Raw genomic sequence first — 21790 nt, forward strand, 5'->3', positions numbered from 1 at the left:
ATTAATTGCTTTCCGTTATCCACTCAACGCTCTGGTAATCGAGCAGTTTTACAAGCTCTTCGACTAGTACTGGCTGAACTTCCGTCAGTTCTGATGGGCCATTAAGCGACGCAAGTTGCGTCATCTCCATTCCAGCGTATCCACAAGGGTTAATACGTAGAAAGGGCGCCAAATCCATATTTATATTGAGTGCCAGGCCATGAAAAGAGCAACCGCGACGAATACGTAGACCGAGTGAGCATACTTTTTGGTTATTTACGTATACTCCCGGCGCATCAGGGCGGGCGTTAGACGTTACCCCGAAATGGGATAGCGTTTGAATGACTGTATTTTCAATGTGTGTGACTAAATCACGTACACCCAATTTATTTCGACGTAAGTCGATCAGGATATACGCAACCAGCTGGCCGGGACCGTGGTAGGTCACTTGGCCACCGCGATCACTTTGAACCACAGGAATATCACCCGTATTTAGCAGGTGCTCTGCTTTACCAGCTTGTCCTTGGGTAAATACAGGGTTGTGTTCGACTAACCAAATTTCATCGGTTGTTTCAGGGGTTCGCTCGTCGGTGAACGTGTGCATGGCTTGCCATGTTGGTTCGTAATCGCAGCGTCCAAGGTGTCGAATAATGAGATGTTTTTGCACTGTATCACCCAATTCATATCGGCGAGGCCGAACTATTCTTGGTTGGCATTATAAAGCTTGGCGGCTGAAATTTCAGCCGCCAATTTGTAGGGGTATTCGGTGCCGCGAGTTACAGAACAACGCGAACGATATCGATCTCGCCTAATTCTTTGTAAAGAATTTCAACTTGTTCGATAGAGGTTGCTGTAATTGTGACAGAAACAGCGCTGTAAGTGCCTTTACCGCTTGGTTTAACGGTTGGGATGTAGTCGCCTGGTGCGTGACGTTGAATCACTTCAACTACAAGATCCGGCAGTTCAGGTTTGTTGAAACCCATTACCTTGTAAGAAAACTTACAAGGGAACTCAAGCAGATCTTTTAGTTTAGGCTGTTCTTGTTGTTGCATTCTGTACTCCAGGATTCCGCAAGGGATAACTCAATTTCAGGCGAGCTATTATACCGATCTTGCTACCGACTACCAGTTTCGCGAGATAAGGTGCCAGATAGCAAAAGAGGCAGCATAAGCCACCTCTTTTTAATTGTTTGTTTTCAGAAAGAAAACTTAGCTTAACCAGCCTTTGAATAGCAGCATGATGTAATCAATCAAGCGGCTGAATAGGCTACCTTCATTAACATCATTCAGGGCAATCAGTGGATATTCTGCAATATCTTCATCGCCAACACGGTAGTAAAGCGTACCGACTTTTTCGCCTTTCTGAATTGGCGCTTTAAGCTCTTTCTCTAGTACAAAGCTGGCTTTCAAGTCTTTAGTTTGGCCGCGAGGAAGCGTTACAAAGGTATCTTGATCAACACCTAAAGAGACTTCGCTACGATCGCCCATCCATACTTTTTCTGAGACGAAGGTTTCATTCGCTTTGTGTGGTGATACAGTTTCAAAGAAGCGGAAGCCGTAGTTAAGTAATTTCTTACTTTCAGCTTTTCGTGCATTAGCGCTCTTTGTTCCCATCACAACAGCAATCAGGCGCATTTTGCCTTCTGTTGCGGTACTAACTAGGCTGTAACCTGCATTGTTAGTATGACCTGTTTTCATACCATCTACGTTGAGGCTTTTATCCCACAATAAACCGTTACGGTTGTACTGGGTGATGCCATTGTAGGTGAATGATTTTTCTTTGTAGATGGCGAACTCATCTGGCACATCACGAATTAACGCTTGGCCAAGTAACGCCATGTCATACGGCGTGGTGTATAGGTTGTTGTTGTCTAGGCCGTGAACATTGGCAAAGTGGGTTTTATCCATGCCTATATTGGCAGCCCATCCATTCATGAGATCAACAAACGAATCTTCAGAACCGGCAACGTGCTCAGCCATAGCAACACAGGCATCGTTGCCTGATTGAATAATGATACCTCGGTTAAGGTCCGAGACTTTGACTTCACTGCCGACTTCAATGAACATCTTTGATGAGCCTGGGAAGTTTTTCGCCCACGCATTTTTGCTGACAACAACGGTGTCATCCATTGATATGTTGCCGCGCTTAATTTCTTGACCAATAACATAGCTGGTCATCATCTTGGTTAAGCTAGCGGGTGGAATTTGGACAAATTCTTTGTTACCCGCAAGTACTTTGCCTGAATGGTAATCCATTAGGACATAGCCTTTAGCGGCAATTTGTGGTGCTTCAGGAACAACGGCAGGAGCCGCTACGGCAGATACCGACGCCAGCATCAAAGCCGATGCAGCGACTGATCGAAAAGTTGCAGCAGATTTCTTCATGATTGATGTAACTTTATTGGGCGATGTCAAAAACTGGACACACTATATCAGATTGAGAGTAATCAACCACCTTTGACATCGCTCCTTACGGTGGGATTAGCGAAAAACTGACAGAGACAAACTTGCGACCTTTATATTGGCCGTAATATTGACCAGCTGGGCAGGAATAAATCCCTTCAAGGAAATGAAAACGCCCAGCCAGTATTGTTTGATTGTAAAACGTTACTTTTGTTCCACAGATCGTTGAGAGGTAATAATAAACGCTTTTGGATATTGCTGTGATTTTGCCTTATCACGTTGTGAAATGGCTTCATCACGATCGATATAAGGGCCTAAACGAACACGATAAATGTCTGTTTTTTCTACCTTCATCAAATCCACTTTGGTTTGGTATTGGGTTTTCAACTGCTCCGCAATTTTCTGTGCTTTTTCTTCATTACTAACAGCGGCAAGTTGAACAAAATACTGATTCGGGTTTGCGCTGTACCATTCTTCGCTTGAAGCTGGCTTATCGATGGTGATTAATTCAATTTTAACCGGTGCCGTACCGTGCTTGATTACATCAAGTTTTGAAGCGGCAGCCATGCTGAGATCGATAATTCGCCCTTCATGGAAAGGCCCACGATCGTTCACGCGTACAATGGCTGTTTTACCATTATTGGTATTGGTGACTTTGACATAGCTCGGTAGCGGTAGCGTTTTGTGTGCCGCCGTCATTGAGTACATGTCATAGACTTCACCATTTGAGGTTTTGTGCCCGTGGAATTTTTTACCATACCAAGAGGCATTGCCTTCTTGAGTGAAGCCCTTTTGGTCTTTGACGATCTCGTAACGCTGACCACGTAGCGTGTAATCTTTGTTGCCCGCTAGGCTTTTAGGTTCGTAACGAGGCTGTGCATCTTCAATATGATCAAGCGTCGGCGATTGTTCTGGTGCCACATCATCAGCAATATCGTAGCGCTCTTCACTAGGAGTAGAGCTACAGCCTGCCAACATTAAGACAATAAGTAAGGAGATAACACGCATTTAGGTCGCCTTTGACAACATTTTTCTATGGGTATGAATAGACATCAGAATGCCAAAGCCTGCCATTAGTGTCACCATTGAGGTACCACCGTAGCTGATCAATGGAAGCGGTACACCAACAACGGGCAAAATACCACTGACCATTCCGATATTAACGAAAACGTAAACGAAGAAGCTCAAGACGATACTGCCTGCCATCATACGACCAAATGCGGTTTGCGCTCGGCTAGCCAGTAATAAGCCTCGACCAATAATGTAGAGGTAAAGTGCTAATAAACACATAACACCGATTAAGCCCCATTCTTCGGCTATAACCGCAAAAATGAAGTCGGTATGGCGCTCGGGTAAAAACTCCAGTTGTGATTGGGTGCCATGCAACCACCCTTTACCTACGAGCCCACCTGAGCCAATGGCGATTTTTGATTGAATAATGTGGTAGCCCGCACCTAAAGGATCAGACTCTGGGTTAAACAGGGTCAGTACTCGCGTACGTTGGTAATCCCGCATCAGGAAGAACCATAAAATTGGGATAAACGCGCCTAATAGTACACCAGCAGAGAAGATGATGCGCCAGCTGATCCCCGATAGGAATAAAACAAAAATACCGGATGCGGCAATCAAGATAGATGTACCAAGATCGGGTTGCTTTGCGATGAGAATCGTTGGGACGAAGATCATCACTAAGGCGATCACGATATTACGAAAGCTTGGGGGAAGTGGCTTGTTACCTATAAATCGTGCCACCATTAGCGGCACAGCCAGCTTGATAAGCTCTGAGGGCTGAAAGCGAACAAAACCAAGGTTTAGCCAACGTTGTGCCCCTTTTGAGGCTTCACCAAAAAACAAGACCCCAAGCAATAAGAGCAAGCCGATGCCAAACAGATAGGGGGCCCAGGTTTCATAATGGCGAGGGGCTATCTGTGCAAGTACAAACATGACGCAAAGTGATAGCGCCATACGTACTGCTTGGCGTTCCATCATTTCAATGTGTTGGCCACTGGCACTGTACATTACAAGTAGCCCAAAACACATTAATGCCAAGATCCCCATCAGTAATGGAAAATCGAGGTGTAAGCGATCACTTAGGGTTCGTTTATTGCCTGTGGTGGCCATAATGCTCATTGTGTTACCTCAGTGCTCGACGCTGTTTTATGTGGCTTTAGTAGCATGTGATCAAATATTTTCCGTGCTACTGGTCCACCGTTAGATGAGCCACCACCTGCGTTCTCTAATACCATAGAGACAACAACTTCAGGTTTGTCATACGGTGCAAATGCAGTGAAAAGTGCATGGTCACGTAAGTGTTCTGCGAGTTCTTCTGCATTGTATTTTTCATCTTCAGCCAAACCAAACACCTGTGCAGACCCAGATTTACCGCCTGCTTTGTACTGAGCGCCATAGAAGGCACGACGTGCCGTACCTCGGACCCCAAATAGCACGCGTTTCATGCCATCTTTCGCAATTTCCCAGTCTTCGTCATCGACGCCCGTAATGGGTGGATATTCATCAAACACCGCGGGCTTTTCGACCTCATTATCGACGATGTCTTTCAGAAGGTGCGGTGCACGAACTATCCCTTTATTGACTAACACTGTGGTGGCTTTGGCGATTTGCAACGGTGTCGCAGTCCAATAGCCTTGGCCAATACCAACCGGGATCGTATCACCTTGATACCAAGGTTGGCGGAAACGGGCTTGTTTCCATTCTCGGGTTGGCATGTTGGCTTTACTTTCTTCATGAATATCAATACCAGTGTATTCACCGTAGCCAAATTTAGTCATCCAAGCTGATAAACGGTCGATACCCAAATCGTAAGCCACTTGATAGAAGTAAGTATCCACTGACTCTTCAATGGCTTTGTGGATATTGACTTTGCCATGACCCCAGCGCTTCCAGTCACGGAATGGTCGACTGTTCGAGTTCGGGATTTTCCAATAGCCAGGGTCATTTCGTACAGTACGCTCAGTCACTACGCCTTCGGTTAAGGCTGCAACTGCGATCATAGGCTTAACCGTTGATGCTGGTGGATAAATACCGAGTGTAACGCGGTTAACCAGTGGGCGATTAATGTCATTCAATAAGGCACGGTATTTAGGCCCTGAAATGCCATGTACGAACAAGTTAGGATCGTAACTTGGGCTTGATACCATCGCGAGAACTGCTGAATCGCGAGGATCCATCACCACAATAGAGCCGCGTTTGTATTTTACGATGTCTTCGCCCGTTTCTGGGTCTTGGCTACGTACGGTAAGCTGTTCTTTTACAAATAGCTGTAAGTCGATATCAAGATTTAATTTGATGTCTTTACCCGGAATTGGCGGAACATATTTGAGTGTACGAATAATTCGACCACGACTGTTGACTTCGACTTCTTGATAGCCTGACGTACCATGCAACATATCTTCGTAATAACGTTCAATACCAAGTTTGCCGATATCACGAGTTGCTTTGTAGTTACTGATTTTGTCGTCACGCTCAAGGCGTTCAAGGTCGCGATCATTAATTTTAGCGACATAGCCGAGTACATGCGTCAACGCATCACCGTAAGGGTAGTAGCGTTTGAGGTAGGCTTTCACTTCAACACCAGGGAAGCGGTGTTGATTAACCGTGAATAGGGCAACTTGCGCTTCGGTAAGCTGGCCTTTAATTGGGATAGATTTAAAACGACGGGTATGGCGGCGTTCTTTTTCAAAACGTCTAATATCGTCGTCGGTAATACCCATCAGTACCTTGAGGCGAGTGAAGGTGTCCTCAATATTGGGTACTTTTTCTTTAGTAATTTCAAGCGCATAAACTGGTCGGTTTTCAGCCAGTAAAATGCCATTGCGGTCATAGATCATGCCGCGATTAGGCGCGACAGGCACAACCTTAATACGGTTATCGTTTGATCGTGTCTGATAGTCGTCATGCTCACTCACTTGAATGTGATACAAGTTCGTGAGCAGCACGCCTACCAGCACGATAATGCCGACAAATGAGACAAGAGCACGGCGAAAAAAGAGCGCCGACTCAGCCCGATGGTCGCGGATCTGGGTACGCTGTCGTCTCATTGACACTTATTCCCTGTGGTAAGGATGGTTTGCGGTGATGCTCCACGCGCGATATAAACTTTCAGCCATCACCACACGTACCATTGGGTGTGGCAGTGTTAGCGGTGAAAGCGACCAACTTTGCTCTGCCGCTGCTTTACAAGCAGGTGATAACCCTTCAGGGCCACCGATCAAAATGGAAACGTCGCGTGCATCTAGCTTCCAGCTTTCTAGCTGCTCAGCCAGTTGTTCGGTATCCCAGCGCTTACCGGGAATATCCAAGGTAACAATGCGGTTACCTTTAGGAACCGCGGCAAGCATTGCTTCGCCTTCTTTTTGCAAGATACGGGCAATATCTGCATTTTTCCCACGTTTACCTGCTGGAATCTCTATCAATTCCAGCGGCATATCTTTAGGAAAACGACGACTATATTCTTTATAGCCTTCTTCAACCCACTTGGGCATTTTAGTGCCAACGGCAATCAATTGAAGCTTCATAACTGATTAGCTCCAAAGCTTCTCCAGTTGGTACAGGCTACGTGAATCTTCCTGCATGATATGTAACATAACGTTACCCATATCTACGATAACCCATTGGCCATCTTCTTCGCCGCTGATACCAAATGGAGGGAAATCAATCAGTTTTGATTCTTTGTTTACGTGATCTGCAATTGAAGATACGTGACGGTTTGATGTACCTGTACATAGAACCATGAAGTCAGTGATGCTTGACTTGCCACGTACGTCAATCGTTACGATGTCTTGGGCTTTAATATCGTCAACTTTATCAACAATAAAATCGTGTAGTTCTTGAACCTGCAAAGGAATCCCCTCATTTGGTGAAAATAAATTAAAAGTTTGCGACAAATCGATCTCTGTCACAATTTAGCGGCGCAGTATAACACGCACTGCCTGATCCGACACAAGTACTAAAAAGGTGTTGGTTCAGTATGGGTACTTATCCCGCACATCTCTGCACAGAGTGCGCTAAGTGCTGGCCAAGGTTTGGTGTCGAAATCTGTTTTTACTTGAATTTCAAGCTGGGTTAATAAGCGTAGCAAGCTGACGACTCTGGCATAAGGTAGCCGATGAAGAGCGCCGATATAAATTTCGCGTCGGCTTTGCCATACACGAAATTGCTCGAAAATAAGATTAAGCGGTGTGCCTTTTTTGCCCATTTCTTGCATCTTGTACAGCTGAGTTAGCTCACGCTGTAGGGTGCGCAAAATAATGGTTGCCTCAATACCTTCACCTTCAAGTTGGCGTAATACACGCTGGCTACGCTTGGCTTGCCCTGCTAAAACGGCATCAACCAATTGGAACGGTGTGTAATGGTTGTGGCGGCTTAATGCTTCTTCTAAACGAACAAGATTAAGCTCACCATCAGGGTACAGTAAAATGAGTTTTTGTAAGCTTTGCGCCAATGCCAGCATATTCCCTTCATGCCATTGGGCCAGCATTTGTACGGACTCATGATCCGCTTTAAGGCCGAGTTGCTGGCAACGCGCTTGAATAAAGCGTGGTAAATGGCGTGGATCGGGTGTGTTACACGGCAGATATAAACCTTGATTATCAAGCGCTTTAAACCATTTGGCTGATTCTTGTTTTTTATTGAGGCGAGGCCCTGTGATCAGCAACAGGATATCACTGTGCAAGCTATCGCAGATTTCAACCAATGACTTAGCCTGGTTGACGTTAAGGCCGGACTCAGGGATTTCAAGTTCAATGATTTGGCGCGCAGCAAAAAGACTCATTGCGTTACAGCAATCGAGTACTAGATTCCAATCCAGTTGGTGGTCGATGGCGAAGCTATGTCGTTCATCGAAACCTTGTTGCTGCGCGACTTGTTTAATTTGGTCACCGCACTCTTGTTTTAGGAGCGGTTCATTGCCAAATAATAAGTAGGCTTGACGCAGCCCTTTATTGAGCTGCTGCGTCAGTTGTTCTGGGTAAACTCTCATGGTTGGCTCGTGCCTACCTCGACAGCAGGGGAAATTGTGCTGACTTCCTCTGTATTCACAGTGTTGGTGCTGTTATAGCTGGAGTTGGTACCTGTAGCGGGCATATCTTCTGCTTTAGTATCTTCCATTTCAGCTAATTTCGCTTCGAGTTCTTGCTCGTCCAGTGCTTCAATTGTGGCCGTTAAGCGAGCCATTTGGCGCAGGATCTGACGTGATGCTTGTTGGCGCATTTCGTCTTTGATCATGTCGCGCTCAACTGATTTTGCCAGTGCCGTTAATGGGTTATCAAGGAAAGTACGGGTGACTTTGGTTGAAAAGGTTTTACTGGCTTTGTTAGGGATCGTAATGCTGTAGCGTACCGAGTAATTCAGTTCGTATTCAGCCGCGCGGCTGTTTTGGTAGAGCGACAGGGTACGCTCACCGTTGCTCTCACTGATTAAGTGAAGGTTAGGCACAGTCGCAGAGGGTGGCACGGCTTCAATACCATGCAGTTTAAACTGTGATTTTACCAAGCGAGTTAGTTGACCGTATTGGTCGAAGCTAGTCAGTGATAGTTTGGCGATTTCATCGGGTAGCATGTAGGTGCCACGAAGGTGGAAGCCACAAGCAGACACAGTAAGAGAAAGTAGGGCGACTGAAAGTAGTCTAAGGGTGCTTTTTAAAGAAAAGAAAGCCTTCACCAAATTAGCTCCTAAGTAGAGTGAAAACTTATCGACTATAGCGGGAAATCAATCTGATTAGAACCTAGATTGACTGGTAGTTGCTATAGCGATGCTAGATAAAAATATCCCCGCCTGAGCGGGGATAGTTTGTCATCAGGTTGTGAACTTAGTTCGCAACGATGTTCAGTAGCTTACCAGGAACGTAAATCACTTTACGAATGGTAAGGCCATCAAGGAATTTAACGGCATTTTCATCGTTAAGACCAAGCTCTTTAACTTGCTCTTCGGTTGCGTCAGCAGCAACAGTCAGTTTTGCACGCAATTTACCGTTGATCATCACCACGATGGTCTTTTCATCTTCAATTAGCGCAGCTTCGTCGAATGTCGGCCATGTTGCAGAATCAACGTCTGATTCACCTAGCGCTTCCCACATTTCGTAAGAAATGTGCGGTGTCATAGGGTAAAGCATACGTACGACTGCTTTTAGTGCTTCATCAAGTAGTGCACGATCTTGTACTGATTCTTGAGACGCTTTCGCTAGCTTGTTCATCAGTTCCATGATGGCAGCAATCGCAGTATTGAACGTCTGACGACGGCCAATATCATCGCTTACTTTTGCAATGGTCTTGTGAACATCACGGCGTAGTGCTTTTTGATCAGAAGATAGCGCAGAGACATCAACAGCTTCTGCAGCACCTTTTGATGCATGCTCGTTAACCAATTTCCATACACGTTTAAGGAAGCGGTTAGCCCCTTCAACGCCAGACTCTTGCCACTCAAGGGTCATGTCTGCAGGTGACGCAAACATCATGAATAGACGAACGGTATCTGCACCGTACTTGTCTACCATCTCTTGTGGGTCGATACCGTTGTTTTTCGACTTAGACATTTTGATCATGCCTGAGTGCGTTACGTCACGGCCTTGGTTATCGACGGCTTTCTCGATGCGACCTTTGCTATCACGCTCGATTTCAACATCCGTTGGTGCGATCCACTCTTTGGTGCCTTTGTCATTAGTGTGGTAGAAAGCATCAGCCAGTACCATACCTTGACATAGCAGTTGCTTGAACGGCTCGTCAGAGGTTACGTAACCTGCGTCACGTAGCAGTTTGTGGAAGAAGCGCGAGTACAGTAGGTGCATACAAGCGTGCTCGATACCACCAATGTATTGGTCTACTGGTAGCCAGTAGTTCGCTTTTTCAGGATCTAGAATATCGTCAGCTTGTGGTGAACAGTAACGCGCGTAGTACCAAGACGACTCCATGAAGGTATCGAAGGTATCGGTTTCACGCAGTGCTGGCTCGCCGTTAAAGGTCGTTTTTGCCCACTCTTTATCTGCTTTGATTGGACTTGTTACGCCGTCCATTACCACGTCTTCTGGAAGAATCACTGGTAGTTGATCAGCAGGAACGGGGTGAACTTCACCATCTTCCGTTGTTACCATTGGGATTGGCGCACCCCAGTAACGTTGACGAGAAACACCCCAGTCACGTAGACGGAAGTTAACTGTCTTCTTACCTTTACCTTCCGCTTCCAGTTTCGCTGCAATCGCATCGAACGCGGCTTGGAAAGTTAGGCCATCAAATTCGCCAGAATCAAACAGTACACCTTTTTCAGTGTATGCGGCTTCTGATACATCTAGCTCAGAACCGTCTTCTGGTTTGATTACAGGGATGATGTCGATGCCGTACTTAGTCGCAAATTCGTAGTCACGTTGATCGTGAGCTGGAACCGCCATTACCGCACCTGTGCCGTAATCCATCAGTACGAAGTTAGCCACGTAAACGGGAACAACACGACCGTTAAGCGGGTGGATAGCCGTTAGGCCAGTATCCATGCCTTTCTTTTCCATTGTTGCTAGTTCAGCTTCAGCAACTTTGGTGTTACGGCATTCATCAACGAATGCAGCAAGCTCAGGGTTGTTCTTAGACGCTTTCTCTGCCAGAGGGTGACCAGCAGCAATACCCACGTAAGATACGCCCATAAGGGTATCTGGACGTGTTGTGTACACTTCTAGTGGTGCTTCTTCGCCGTTAACCGCGAAAGATAGCTCTACACCTTCAGAGCGGCCGATCCAGTTGCGCTGCATGGTTTTTACCATGTCAGGCCAACCGTCAAGGTTGTCTAGATCGTCAAGTAGCTCTTGTGCGTATTCAGTGATCTTAATGAACCACTGAGGAATTTTCTTTTGTTCTACTGGGGTATCACAACGCCAGCAACAACCGTCTTCTACTTGCTCGTTAGCCAGTACAGTTTGGTCGTTTGGACACCAGTTTACAGAAGAGGTTTTCTTGTAAACTAGGCCTTTGTTGTAAAGCTTAGTGAAGAACTCTTGTTCCCAACGGTAGTACTCAGGCGTACAGGTTGCGAATTCACGATCCCAATCGTAGCCTAAGCCTAGTGCTTTAAGCTGGTTCTTCATGTACTCGATGTTTTCGTAAGTCCATGGTGCTGGTGCAGTGTTGTTTTTAACTGCTGCGTTCTCTGCAGGTAGGCCGAATGCATCCCAACCGATTGGTTGCATCACATTTTTGCCTTGTAGACGCTGGTAACGAGAAACAACATCACCGATGGTGTAGTTACGAACGTGACCCATGTGCAGTCGACCGCTTGGGTACGGGAACATGGAGAGACAGTAGAATTTTTCTTTATTAGGGTCTTCACTTACAACAAAGGTCTTGTTGTTGTCCCAGTGTTCTTGAACTTTCTGTTCAATGTCCTGTGGGCGATATTGTTCTTGCATCGATGACATCCAGGATTTTGTGAGTTGAGTACAAACACATTCAATATAATCGACATAGAATAACTAAAGGTAAAGGTGTCAACAATAGCTGAGGGTCATTCGATACAGTTAATTGTTGCTTTATCGCTGTCTTATACGGTGTTTTGGGCGACTTGTGTTGTCGGTTCAAGGAGAGGAGGTACATATGGCGAAGCAAAAAGCAGAATATGAAGCACTACTTGAAAAAGTCACTGAAGCCTTGAAGCATAGCCCCGAGGAACTTCAGCAATGGGTTGAAACCACGGAAAAATACCGTCAAGCCGCCAGTGATATGACCAAAGATGAGCTAGCGTTGATTTCGGCGTATTTAAAGCGTGACTTGGCTGAATTTGGTCAAAACGTAGAAGAAAGTTCAGAGCCTTTTGATGAAAGCCCATTTTATCAGGCGGTGTCAGAAACTATTTGGAGCGGTTTGGCTGAAATTACCGATAAAACCCAATTAGAGTGGCGCGAGGTGATGGGCGATATCCAGCATCAGGGTGTTTATCAAGCGGGAGAGATCATCGGCTTGGGTAATTTGGTTTGTGAGCACTGTGGTCATCATCAAATATATACCCATGTGAAACGCCTAGAACCTTGTATACGCTGTGGCCACAAGCAATTTACCCGCCAGCCGCTAGCGCCTTAATCGTTTCATCTCTTCTGTCAGCGGGCAGTGGTGCCCGCTTTTTTAAGCCTAATGCTTACTTTTCTAACGGTGGCGCTAAAATAACGGTTGGTTCATCGCTATCACTTGCCACAGGTGATGTCAGGTCACTGACGGGAGCACCTTGCTTGGCTTGGTCTGTATCCCTTTGATTGAGATCTTTGACCTGTTCTGTGGTCGCGCTGATTGGTTCATAGCTAAATTTTTGCCCAGCTAAGGATGCTTCGATCATCATTCCGCCTTTGGCGTAAGTGAAAATTGCCATACCATTTGTATAATTGGCTTCGACAAAGTTTTTACCTGAGCCCGCTCCAACACCAGTGGTGCCAGCCCGTGCTTGCGCACCTTCTGTTAAGGCGACAGCAGAGGCTTGAGCATCCAGTTCAAAGCTGCCACTAACAAATCGTTCGTAAGATCGCTGATCCTGAAAAAACATAATTTGGCTATATGATTGTCCACCAAATTGGAGCCCAACCGAAACTTGATACAGTTTGGCAAAACCTGTGATGGTTTGGCCTTGATAAACCGTGCCAGTGCCGTATGCGCCGCCTACCCAAAAACCGCCTTTACCAATTGAAGGGAAAATAGCGTAGCCGTATGCTGACTCGAAGAAGGGCTGGGTTTGCGGTGCCTGTTGAAAGTGTTCAAGTGAAGCGCGGGTATCGATGTCTTCTTTAGCCACAGAGCCCGTTGCGATACAAAGTAGGGCTAGTGCGCTAAACATGGTGAAGAGGCGGTGAACGGTTTTCATGGCAGGCATCCTTTACAGCGGTAATTATTTCTATCTTAGCAAGATGAAAAAAAAGACGAAGGGTTAATCTTCGTCTTTTAAGGTGCTATTAAGGTTGTTCGGTCTGGATCTCTCTAAATCCACCACGTTGGCGGCGGATCAAGATCATAGATAACGCCAGTGACCACAACACATAGCCATAGAGCGGCCAAGTCCCTAAGCTGGTGTAGGGCGTTAGACCATCTGTTGGCGTAACTTTAGCGCGCAGTACTGCGGTTTCAAACTGTGGGATCTGCTTGGTAATTTGTCCCATATGATCAACCACGGCCGTCACACCGGTATTGGTAGCGCGTAATAATGGTTTACCTAGTTCAAGTGAGCGCATTTGTGCGATTTCCATGTGTTGGAAAGGACCAATAGAGGTGCCAAACCACGCATCATTCGATAGGGTTAATAATAAATCGGTATCAATATTAACGTTCTGGCGCACTTGTTCACTAAACGCGACTTCATAACATAAAGCAGGCGCAAGGTGATAACCATTGGCCTCTAAGTTTGGCTGAACAAAGTCACCACGGCTAAAAGATGACATCGGCAAGTTAAAAAATGGCGCGATAGGTCGTAGTAAATCACCGAATGGAACAAACTCTCCGAAAGGCAGTAGGTGATATTTACTGTAGCGGGTTGCCGTATCGTAATCGTAACCATCGTCGTTATTTTTACCGAGCGTCAGAATGTTATTAAAAAACTCGCCATTGTCTTTTTGATCCAACACGCCAGTGATCACTGTGCTGTCATTTTTGCGCGCCACTTCATCCAAGTTTTGTAAGAATGATGGCAGATGTGCTTCAAGCGCAGGGATGGCAGCTTCAGGCCAAATGATTAAATCGGCATCCCAGTTTTCGCGGGTCAAATCGATGTATTTCATCAAGGTTGGCCAGCGTTCGCTAGGAAGCCATTTTAGCTCTTGCGGTACATTCCCTTGTACTAAGGCAACATCAAGCGTTTTGTCGGGATTGGGTGTCACCCATTGAATACCATGAGCCGCCCAAGCGAGGCCCGTAACGATGGCGGGTACCATCAATGGTTTCCAGTTTTTCGCCGAAATAGCCGCTGCAATACCAGCACTGATCAACACCAAAGCGAGCGTGATCCCTTCTACCCCAAAGATAGGAGCTAAGCCTGAAAGCGGAGAGTCAATTTGACCATAGCCCATCCATAGCCATGGGAAACCAGTAAATGCCCAGCCGCGAATCCAATCAAGTAATAGCCATAATACCGGCCCACTTAGCAGTAGCTGGTGGAAAGGGCGACCGCGATTAAAGCGGTTGAACAGCGCACCAAAAAACAGCGGATAGAGTGCCAGATAGCTGATCAGTGAGGTCATGAGGAAGACACTGGCGATTTTTGGCATTCCACCAAAAGTATCTATGCTGACATGGACCCAGCTGATCCCCGTCCCAAACAAGCCTAAGCCCCAGCTAAAGCCGATAACAGCAGATCGCTTAACTGTTTGATTGAGGAGCAGTAAGAAAAAGAGAGTGAGTGATACAGGGGCAAGAAGCCAGATATTATAAGGTGCGAACGATAAGGTCGCTAAAGCTCCCGCAAAAGCGGCCAATAAAGGCCGCCCAAGGGAGATGAAAAAGGCTTTATTCATCATTTAGAACTATTAAGTTGTCGTCGTTGGCTGATGCGCTTCATGAGGAATGGTCACTTGAAGCTGGATCACGCGACGGTTGTCAGCAGACGTAACTTTAAACGAGTAACCATCCAGTTCAACAACTTCACCACGGGCAGGTAAGTGACCAAAGCTGGTCATCACCAAGCCTCCGATAGTGTCGACCTCGTCATCACAGAATGCGGTTTGGAATAAGTCGTTAAAGTCTTCGATGGTCGCCAGTGCTTTTACCGAATAGGTATGTTTGCTTAGCTGACGGATATCTTGTTCTTCTTCATCGTCGAATTCGTCTTCGATTTCGCCAACGATTTGCTCAAGAATATCTTCGATAGTGATAACACCCGATACCCCCCCAAATTCATCAACAACGATCGCCATGTGATAGCGTTCTTCGCGGAATTCTTTGAGTAGACGATCAACTCGTTTGCTTTCAGGCACAACCACCGCAGGGCGGAGGACTTTGTCCATATCGAAAGGTTCAGAGTCTGGGATCAAGTAACGCAGTAAATCTTTAGCCAGTAGAATACCTTCTACATGGTCTTTGTCGTCACTGATCACAGGGTAGCGTGAGTGTTGAGCATCAACAATTAAATCAATAAGGTCTTCAAGCTTCTGAGAACGTTCGATGGTGACCATTTGAGAGCGTGGGATCATGATGTCCCGCACACGCATTTCTGCTATCTCCATTACACCTTCGAGCATGTCGCGGGTGTCGTGGTCAATCAAATCATTTTCTTCCGAATCGCGGAATACCTCGACCAGTTCTTCTCGGTTTTGTGGTTCACCTTGAAACAATTGGCCAATACGTTCAAAGAAGGACTTTCTACTCGGACCTTCAGAATTTTGCGAGTTATCTTCGTTCATCACTTTTCATGTCAATTAAGTGGTCTAAGCCACGGTAGCTATCCATCTGAATGATGGATAGCGATTGGTGTAACGAGTTACAGATTGTCGTCAGCGTAAGGATCAGCAAATCCCATGTTTTGCATGATTTCTGTTTCCAGCGCTTCCATTTCTTCTGCTTCTTCGTCATCAATATGGTCATAACCTAGCAGATGGAGACTGCCGTGTACAACCATATGTGCCCAGTGGGCATTTAGCGGTTTATTCTGCTCTTTTGCTTCTTTCTCAACAACCTGACGGCAGATGATAAGGTCACCTAGCAGATCAAGCTCTACACCAGGAGGCGCTTCAAATGGGAAAGACAACACATTGGTTGATTTGTCTTTACCGCGGTACTCATGGTTTAGCGTATGGCTTTCTTCTTCGTCAACCAAGCGGATAGTGACTTCCGCATCGGCTTTAAATAGGGTGACAGCTGCAGCTAGCCATTGCTGAAAATCAGCTTCGCTTGGTAAGCCTGCTTGATTTTCGGTTGCATGTTGCAGGTCGAGATAAATAGCCATTAGTTACTCTTTTCTGGTTCTACTGTTGGTGTCGCGGCTGCAAGCAGTGCAGCTTGTTCATCACGTCGGCGTTGTTCTGCTTGTTTGCGTTGCTTTTGATCGGCGGTTTCCCACACTTCATAAGCCTGAACAATACGGGCAACCACAGGGTGGCGGACAACGTCGTCAGCTTGGAAGAAGTTAAAACTGATTTCATCAACTTCCGATAATACTTCAATCGCATGACGTAAACCTGAACGGGCGCCACGCGGTAAATCGATTTGGGTCACATCACCGGTAATAACCGCGCGAGAATTGAAACCAATACGCGTTAGGAACATTTTCATTTGTTCCACTGTGGTGTTCTGGCTCTCATCCAAAATGATGAAGGCATCGTTAAGAGTACGACCACGCATATAAGCTAATGGGGCAACTTCAATCACATTTCGTTCAATTAACTTTTCAACGCGCTCAAAGCCTAGCATTTCAAACAGTGCGTCATACAGTGGTCGTAAATACGGATCGACCTTCTGGCTTAAATCACCTGGTAAGAAACCTAATTTTTCCCCCGCTTCAACAGCAGGGCGTGTTAGTAAGATACGACGGATCTCTTGGCGTTCTAACGCATCTACAGCCGCGGCTACTGCGAGGTAGGTTTTACCTGTACCAGCAGGGCCAACACCAAAGGTAATATCATGGGTCACCATGTTAGCGATGTACTGCGCTTGGTTTGGCGTACGTGGCTTAATGATCCCCTTTTTGGTTTTGATATTAATTTCTTTACCGTAAGGGATTGATGACTCAGTCGCTTGCTCTAATACACCTGACTCTTTGATCGCAAGGTGGATCTGGTCTGGTTCGATATCGGGAATCGTATTGCGAACAGGCGCGGTATCGACGTATAGGTTTTTCAGTATTTCAGCAGCGGCGTCGGCGGTATGAGGTTGGCCAACAACAGAGAAATGGCTGCTGCGATGGTTGATTTCGACACCCAAACGGCGTTCTAGTTGTTTAATATTATCGTCGAAAGGGCCGCAAAGGCTGGAAAGGCGCTGGTTATCGATAGGTTCCAGGTTTAATTCAACAGTAATAATTTTGCTCAAGGTTTGCCTCTCATTGTAGCCGCCCACAGCAACGGGCGGCTTTCTTATCAGGGCATTGGCCTAAAGACAAGCTTTAGGACGCGCACTATATACTATGGAGTATATACGCCAACACCCAATTCATCTTCTTTACGTGTTTTTTCCATCATCTCGGTCGGAGAGACAGCAATACGTAGATTCATTTCAGCTTCGGTGCGTACGACTTCACCACGTAGTGAGTTTGTGAACACATCCGTAATTTTCACATCAACAAATTGACCAATCAGTTCAGCAGAACCTTCAAAGTTCACAACACGGCTATTCTCGGTACGGCCGCGAAGTTCCATGATGTTTTTGCGTGATGGGCCTTCAACAAGGATACGTTGTTCAGTACCTAGCATTTGACGTGAGTAACGCATAGCTTGAGTATTGATCTGTTGCTGTAGTTCATACAAGCGTTCTTTCTTCACTTCTTCAGGAAGATCACACGGATAATCCGCAGCAGGCGTACCTGGACGTGCTGAGAAGATGAAGCTAAAGCTCATATCGAAATCAATTTCGCGGATCAGCTTCATGGTATCTTGGAAGTCTTGATCACTTTCACCTGGGAATGCCACGATGAAATCAGAGCTGATCGTAATATCCGGGCGCGCTTTACGCAGCTTACGGATTTTCGATTTGTACTCGATCGCAGTATGTGGGCGCTTCATGTTAGCCAGAATGCGGTCTGAACCACTTTGTACTGGTAAGTGAAGGAAGCTCACCACTTCAGGTGTATCTTTGTACACTTCGATAATATCGTCAGTGAACTCGATAGGGTGGCTGGTGGTGTAACGAATACGATCGATACCATCAATGGCTGCCACTAAACGTAATAGTTCAGCAAAGGTTGCAAGCTCATCGTCGTGGGTTGCGCCACGGTATGCGTTAACGTTTTGACCCAGTAGGTTGACTTCACGTACGCCTTGCTCTGCAAGCTGTGCGATTTCAAATAGCACATCGTCTAGTGGACGGCTAACTTCTTCACCGCGCGTATAAGGTACAACACAGTAAGTACAGTATTTAGAACAGCCTTCCATGATAGAAACGAAAGCTGTCGCACCGTCAGCGCGAGGTTCAGGCAGGTTATCGAATTTTTCAATTTCAGGGAAAGAAATATCCATAACTGGTGCGTGATCGGTACCTGAACGCTTAATCATTTCTGGCAAACGGTGTAGGGTTTGTGGGCCAAAAATAACATCAACGTATGGTGCACGTTTGCGAATAGAATCGCCTTCTTGGGTTGCTACACAACCGCCTACACCAATCACAAGATCAGGTTTTTTATCTTTTAGGGTTTTCCAACGACCTAGCTGGTGGAAAACTTTTTCTTGAGCCTTTTCACGGATTGAGCAGGTATTCAGTAGCAGAACATCTGCTTCTTCTGGGATTTCCGTTAGCTCGAAGCCGTTTGAGGCATTGAGAAGATCGGCCATTTTCGATGAATCGTATTCGTTCATCTGGCAGCCCCAGGTTTTAATAAGCAGTTTCTTCGCCATGTCTAACTCTTCGCTCGTAGTGTTCAATTATTGCATTCAACATTGCTCGAAAGGCGGTAGGCCTCATATTTGAGAGCGGGACCGCCAGCAAGCCGCGTATTGTACTGCTTTATCTGGTGTCTGACTAGATCCTCGCCACCCCGAATAAATTGTGGTTTTTTGGCCTGTGTTCAGTTGCCAAGGTTGAATGCTCGCATTATGGTTCTAGCAAGGTAAAATATCAGCAGCCAAACAATGAGATAAGTGTATGGAACAGTTTGATGTAGTGATTGCCGGTGGCGGCATGGTAGGGGCCGCAACGGCTGTTGGTATGGCGCAATATGGCCTACGTGTGGCAGTGCTTGAAGGCCAACAACCCCAACAATTTGATGCAAGCCAGCCGATGGATTTACGGGTGTCGGCAATTTCGCCTAACTCGGTCGGATTATTGAGCCGACTCGGGGCGTGGGATGCCATTCAAGCGATGCGTGTGTGCCCGTTTAAGCGATTAGAAACCTGGGATCACCCTGAGTGCCGTACGCGATTTAGCGCTGATGAGATGCAACTGGATCGTTTAGGCTTCATTGTGGAAAACCGTTTGATTCAGCTTGGTCTTTGGCAGCAGTTTGCGGATTACCCTAACCTGACTTTGCTATGCCCAACCAGAATGACACACAGTGAGAAGGTGGCTGATGGGGTTCTCGTCACGTTAGACGATGGTCGTCAATTGCAAGCGAAGTTACTTGTGGGCGCAGATGGCGCGAACTCACAGGTGCGTCAGCAAGCTGGGATTGGTATCACGGCCTGGGATTACCGACAGCATTGTATGCTGATCAATATAAAAACAGCGTTACCTCAACAAGATATCACCTGGCAGTGGTTTACACCTAAAGGCCCTCGTTCGTTCTTACCTCTTGTTGGTCATCAAGGATCACTGGTGTGGTACGACAGCCCACAGCGCATCAAGCAACTGTCAGCCATGACAGCAGAGCAGCTTGCGGTTGAAGTGACGTTACACTTTCCTGCTGAAGTGGGCGAGTTTACTGTTGTTAATTGGGGGAGCTTCCCGTTAACCCGCCGTCACGCTCAACAGTATTACCAAGATAATGTTGTGCTATTAGGGGATGCCGCGCATACAATCAATCCATTAGCCGGTCAGGGGGTTAACCTCGGTTTTAAAGATGTCGATGTATTGTTGCATGAAGTAGAGAAAGCGGGCAAAAGCTGGGCAGAGCAAGAGGTACTTAAGAAGTATGAACGCCGTCGTCGTCCTGATAATCTGATCATGCAAACAGGCATGGACTTTTTCTACACCACATTTAGTAATGATTTATTGCCGCTGAAAATTGCTCGTAACATTGGTTTGAAAGTGGCAGAGAAAGCCGGCCCAATAAAAAAACAAGTATTGAAGTATGCGATGGGAATGTAACTGTCGCATAAAATAACGACTTTACAGAAAGAGGCGAGCCTGAGTGCTCGTCTTTTTTATATCCATTTCTTGGGGGAACTAATAGCCAGATAAAGAAAAAGCCGAATGTTATTAAAAACATTCGGCTTAACAACCAGAGAGATACGATTTTTTAGGTTGTAAAAAGAGTGGAAAGCCACTCTAAGTCTTCTGCAAAAGATACACATCATTAATGGTTAATCACCAATTGATAGTTGTATCTTTAGCTTGCAACAGGCAAAAGAAAACCCACCAAAAGGTGGGTTTCTAAATGATGGTGCGGACGGAGAGACTTGAACTCTCACACCTTGCGGCGCCAGAACCTAAATCTGGTGCGTCTACCAATTCCGCCACGTCCGCATACTCAAAGATGTTCATCAACTTACGTTGTGCACACCATTAAGTTAAATGGTGGCAGGGCTACCTGGATTCGAACCAGGGGATGGCGGCATCAAAAGCCGCTGCCTTACCGCTTGGCGATAGCCCTACAGCGTTACTCGATTAAGAGAACGAATTTTCTCGGCGAGGAGAAAGAATAAGTTAAGAGAAATGGTGCGGACGGAGAGACTTGAACTCTCACACCTCGCGGCGCCAGAACCTAAATCTGGTGCGTCTACCAATTCCGCCACGTCCGCATTTTATATCGTTAATTGCTTAACGAATTGTCTCTAACTTATTAAGTCACATAATCTGCAATTGGTGAGCGTGATTATGATCTTTTTTACTTTGAGCTCTAGTGAAAGAGTACAAAGAATATGGTGCGGACGGAGAGACTTGAACTCTCACACCTTGCGGCGCCAGAACCTAAATCTGGTGCGTCTACCAATTCCGCCACGTCCGCATACTCAAAGATGTTCATCAACTTACGTTGTGCACACCATTAAGTTAAATGGTGGCAGGGCTACCTGGATTCGAACCAGGGGATGGCGGCATCAAAAGCCGCTGCCTTACCGCTTGGCGATAGCCCTACAGCGTTACTCGATTAAGAGAACGAATTTTCTCGGCGAGGAGAAATAAATAAGTTAAGAGAAAATGGTGCGGACGGAGAGACTTGAACTCTCACACCTCGCGGCGCCAGAACCTAAATCTGGTGCGTCTACCAATTCCGCCACGTCCGCATTTTATATCGTTAATTGCTTAACGAATTGTCTCTAACTTACTTAGTCACATAATCTGCAATTGGTTAGCATGATTACGATCTTTTTTACTTCACGCACTTATAAAGTGAATGAAGAATATGGTGCGGACGGAGAGACTTGAACTCTCACACCTYKCGGCGCCAGAACCTAAATCTGGTGCGTCTACCAATTCCGCCACGTCCGCATACTCAAAGATGTTCATCAACTTACGTTGTGCACACCATTAAGTTAAATGGTGGCAGGGCTACCTGGATTCGAACCAGGGGATGGCGGCATCAAAAGCCGCTGCCTTACCGCTTGGCGATAGCCCTACAGCGTTACTCGATTAAGAGAACGAATT

The 21790-nt window shown here is 46.3% G+C and carries 19 protein-coding genes and 8 tRNA genes; 2 read left to right on the forward strand and 25 right to left on the reverse strand.

Features of this window, described 5'->3' with window-relative positions:
- Position 1 precedes the first annotated feature (1 nt).
- From lipB to leuS, 11 genes are all read right to left on the reverse strand, one after another.
- Positions 2–646, reverse strand: coding sequence for a lipoyl(octanoyl) transferase LipB (lipB, locus tag L4C35_RS21590; RefSeq protein ID WP_428464830.1), 645 nt, complete (start codon positions 644–646; stop codon positions 2–4).
- Between the two features lie 109 nt (positions 647–755).
- On the reverse strand, positions 756–1031 hold the full coding sequence (gene ybeD, locus L4C35_RS21595; RefSeq protein WP_428464831.1) for a DUF493 family protein YbeD: 276 nt from the start codon (positions 1029–1031) through the stop codon (positions 756–758).
- A gap of 156 nt (positions 1032–1187) precedes the next feature.
- Complete coding sequence (locus L4C35_RS21600; protein WP_428464832.1) at positions 1188–2363, reverse strand: serine hydrolase; 1176 nt, start codon at positions 2361–2363, stop codon at positions 1188–1190.
- A gap of 222 nt (positions 2364–2585) precedes the next feature.
- A complete protein-coding gene (locus tag L4C35_RS21605; RefSeq protein WP_428464833.1) occupies positions 2586–3389 on the reverse strand; it encodes a septal ring lytic transglycosylase RlpA family protein in 804 nt (267 codons plus the stop codon).
- Positions 3390–4511 carry a peptidoglycan glycosyltransferase MrdB gene (mrdB, locus tag L4C35_RS21610; RefSeq protein ID WP_428464834.1) on the reverse strand — a complete coding sequence of 374 codons (1122 nt, stop codon included), beginning with the start codon at positions 4509–4511 and terminating at the stop codon, positions 3390–3392.
- Positions 4508–6439: a penicillin-binding protein 2 gene (gene mrdA / locus L4C35_RS21615; RefSeq protein ID WP_428464835.1), complete on the reverse strand. Its 1932-nt coding sequence runs from the start codon at positions 6437–6439 to the stop codon at positions 4508–4510. The genes mrdB and mrdA overlap by 4 nt, the downstream gene beginning before the upstream one ends.
- Before the next feature lie 6 nt (positions 6440–6445).
- The gene (rlmH, locus tag L4C35_RS21620; protein WP_048900731.1) at positions 6446–6916 is read right to left on the reverse strand and encodes a 23S rRNA (pseudouridine(1915)-N(3))-methyltransferase RlmH; all 471 of its coding nucleotides are present in this window, start codon (positions 6914–6916) and stop codon (positions 6446–6448) included.
- 6 nt (positions 6917–6922) lie between these two features.
- Positions 6923–7240: a ribosome silencing factor gene (rsfS, locus tag L4C35_RS21625; protein WP_428464836.1), complete on the reverse strand. Its 318-nt coding sequence runs from the start codon at positions 7238–7240 to the stop codon at positions 6923–6925.
- A gap of 107 nt (positions 7241–7347) precedes the next feature.
- Positions 7348–8379 carry a DNA polymerase III subunit delta gene (holA, locus tag L4C35_RS21630; protein WP_428464837.1) on the reverse strand — a complete coding sequence of 344 codons (1032 nt, stop codon included), beginning with the start codon at positions 8377–8379 and terminating at the stop codon, positions 7348–7350.
- Entirely contained in the window at positions 8376–9059 is a 684-nt protein-coding gene (locus tag L4C35_RS21635; RefSeq protein ID WP_428464846.1) for an LPS-assembly lipoprotein LptE, read from the reverse strand. Before L4C35_RS21635 ends, holA begins: the two co-directional genes overlap by 4 nt.
- A gap of 148 nt (positions 9060–9207) precedes the next feature.
- Positions 9208–11784: a leucine--tRNA ligase gene (gene leuS, locus L4C35_RS21640; protein WP_428464838.1), complete on the reverse strand. Its 2577-nt coding sequence runs from the start codon at positions 11782–11784 to the stop codon at positions 9208–9210.
- Between the two features lie 184 nt (positions 11785–11968).
- On the opposite strand from leuS, the gene L4C35_RS21645 reads away from it, so the two are divergent.
- Positions 11969–12451, forward strand: coding sequence for a zinc ribbon-containing protein (locus L4C35_RS21645; RefSeq protein WP_428464839.1), 483 nt, complete (start codon positions 11969–11971; stop codon positions 12449–12451).
- A gap of 55 nt (positions 12452–12506) precedes the next feature.
- Here L4C35_RS21645 and L4C35_RS21650 read toward each other — a convergent pair whose 3' ends face one another.
- The 6 genes from L4C35_RS21650 to miaB all read right to left on the reverse strand — a co-directional run bounded on the left by L4C35_RS21650 (position 12507) and on the right by miaB (position 18885).
- Entirely contained in the window at positions 12507–13220 is a 714-nt protein-coding gene (locus L4C35_RS21650; RefSeq protein WP_428464840.1) for a lipid-binding SYLF domain-containing protein, read from the reverse strand.
- Positions 13221–13308: 88 nt separating this feature from the next.
- Positions 13309–14859, reverse strand: coding sequence for an apolipoprotein N-acyltransferase (gene lnt / locus L4C35_RS21655; protein ID WP_428464847.1), 1551 nt, complete (start codon positions 14857–14859; stop codon positions 13309–13311).
- 12 nt (positions 14860–14871) lie between these two features.
- The gene (corC, locus tag L4C35_RS21660; RefSeq protein ID WP_428464841.1) at positions 14872–15744 is read right to left on the reverse strand and encodes a CNNM family magnesium/cobalt transport protein CorC; all 873 of its coding nucleotides are present in this window, start codon (positions 15742–15744) and stop codon (positions 14872–14874) included.
- 77 nt (positions 15745–15821) lie between these two features.
- On the reverse strand, positions 15822–16286 hold the full coding sequence (gene ybeY, locus L4C35_RS21665) for an rRNA maturation RNase YbeY (protein WP_428464842.1): 465 nt from the start codon (positions 16284–16286) through the stop codon (positions 15822–15824).
- On the reverse strand, positions 16286–17368 hold the full coding sequence (locus tag L4C35_RS21670; RefSeq protein WP_428464843.1) for a PhoH family protein: 1083 nt from the start codon (positions 17366–17368) through the stop codon (positions 16286–16288). The genes ybeY and L4C35_RS21670 overlap by 1 nt, the downstream gene beginning before the upstream one ends.
- A gap of 92 nt (positions 17369–17460) precedes the next feature.
- Positions 17461–18885 (reverse strand): tRNA (N6-isopentenyl adenosine(37)-C2)-methylthiotransferase MiaB, encoded by a 1425-nt coding sequence (miaB, locus tag L4C35_RS21675; RefSeq protein ID WP_428464844.1) that lies wholly within the window; start codon positions 18883–18885, stop codon positions 17461–17463.
- 247 nt (positions 18886–19132) lie between these two features.
- On the opposite strand from miaB, the gene L4C35_RS21680 reads away from it, so the two are divergent.
- Positions 19133–20293, forward strand: a complete 1161-nt coding sequence (locus L4C35_RS21680; RefSeq protein ID WP_428464845.1) for a 2-octaprenyl-3-methyl-6-methoxy-1,4-benzoquinol hydroxylase — start codon at positions 19133–19135, stop codon at positions 20291–20293.
- Between the two features lie 293 nt (positions 20294–20586).
- Here L4C35_RS21680 and L4C35_RS21685 read toward each other — a convergent pair.
- From L4C35_RS21685 to L4C35_RS21720, 8 genes are all read right to left on the reverse strand, one after another.
- Positions 20587–20671 (reverse strand) — tRNA-Leu (locus tag L4C35_RS21685).
- A gap of 52 nt (positions 20672–20723) precedes the next feature.
- A tRNA-Gln gene (locus L4C35_RS21690) sits at positions 20724–20798 on the reverse strand.
- Positions 20799–20861: 63 nt separating this feature from the next.
- A tRNA-Leu gene (locus L4C35_RS21695) sits at positions 20862–20946 on the reverse strand.
- A 121-nt stretch (positions 20947–21067) separates the two neighbouring features.
- Positions 21068–21152 (reverse strand) — tRNA-Leu (locus L4C35_RS21700).
- Positions 21153–21204: 52 nt separating this feature from the next.
- Positions 21205–21279: transfer RNA gene (locus L4C35_RS21705), tRNA-Gln, on the reverse strand.
- A gap of 65 nt (positions 21280–21344) precedes the next feature.
- A tRNA-Leu gene (locus L4C35_RS21710) sits at positions 21345–21429 on the reverse strand.
- Between the two features lie 120 nt (positions 21430–21549).
- Positions 21550–21634 (reverse strand) — tRNA-Leu (locus L4C35_RS21715).
- Positions 21635–21686: 52 nt separating this feature from the next.
- A tRNA-Gln gene (locus tag L4C35_RS21720) sits at positions 21687–21761 on the reverse strand.
- Positions 21762–21790 lie beyond the last annotated feature (29 nt).

Origin of the sequence: Photobacterium kagoshimensis (assembly GCF_050337045.1) — a bacterium.
GTDB classification, from domain to species: Bacteria; Pseudomonadota; Gammaproteobacteria; order Enterobacterales; family Vibrionaceae; genus Photobacterium; species Photobacterium kagoshimensis.

Excerpts from the sequence above, each read along its gene's own strand:
- ybeD (WP_428464831.1), bottom strand. The coding sequence starts at position 1,031 with ATGCAACAACAAGAACAGCCTAAACTAAAAGATCTGCTTGAGTTCCCT.
- L4C35_RS21600 (WP_428464832.1), bottom strand. The coding sequence starts at position 2,363 with ATGAAGAAATCTGCTGCAACTTTTCGATCAGTCGCTGCATCGGCTTTG.
- L4C35_RS21605 (WP_428464833.1), bottom strand. The coding sequence starts at position 3,389 with ATGCGTGTTATCTCCTTACTTATTGTCTTAATGTTGGCAGGCTGTAGC.
- mrdB (WP_428464834.1), bottom strand. The coding sequence starts at position 4,511 with ATGAGCATTATGGCCACCACAGGCAATAAACGAACCCTAAGTGATCGC.
- mrdA (WP_428464835.1), bottom strand. The coding sequence starts at position 6,439 with ATGAGACGACAGCGTACCCAGATCCGCGACCATCGGGCTGAGTCGGCG.
- rlmH (WP_048900731.1), bottom strand. The coding sequence starts at position 6,916 with ATGAAGCTTCAATTGATTGCCGTTGGCACTAAAATGCCCAAGTGGGTT.
- holA (WP_428464837.1), bottom strand. The coding sequence starts at position 8,379 with ATGAGAGTTTACCCAGAACAACTGACGCAGCAGCTCAATAAAGGGCTG.
- leuS (WP_428464838.1), bottom strand. The coding sequence starts at position 11,784 with ATGCAAGAACAATATCGCCCACAGGACATTGAACAGAAAGTTCAAGAA.
- L4C35_RS21645 (WP_428464839.1), top strand. The coding sequence starts at position 11,969 with ATGGCGAAGCAAAAAGCAGAATATGAAGCACTACTTGAAAAAGTCACT.
- L4C35_RS21650 (WP_428464840.1), bottom strand. The coding sequence starts at position 13,220 with ATGAAAACCGTTCACCGCCTCTTCACCATGTTTAGCGCACTAGCCCTA.
- lnt (WP_428464847.1), bottom strand. The coding sequence starts at position 14,859 with ATGAATAAAGCCTTTTTCATCTCCCTTGGGCGGCCTTTATTGGCCGCT.
- corC (WP_428464841.1), bottom strand. The coding sequence starts at position 15,744 with ATGAACGAAGATAACTCGCAAAATTCTGAAGGTCCGAGTAGAAAGTCC.
- ybeY (WP_428464842.1), bottom strand. The coding sequence starts at position 16,286 with ATGGCTATTTATCTCGACCTGCAACATGCAACCGAAAATCAAGCAGGC.
- miaB (WP_428464844.1), bottom strand. The coding sequence starts at position 18,885 with ATGGCGAAGAAACTGCTTATTAAAACCTGGGGCTGCCAGATGAACGAA.
- L4C35_RS21680 (WP_428464845.1), top strand. The coding sequence starts at position 19,133 with ATGGAACAGTTTGATGTAGTGATTGCCGGTGGCGGCATGGTAGGGGCC.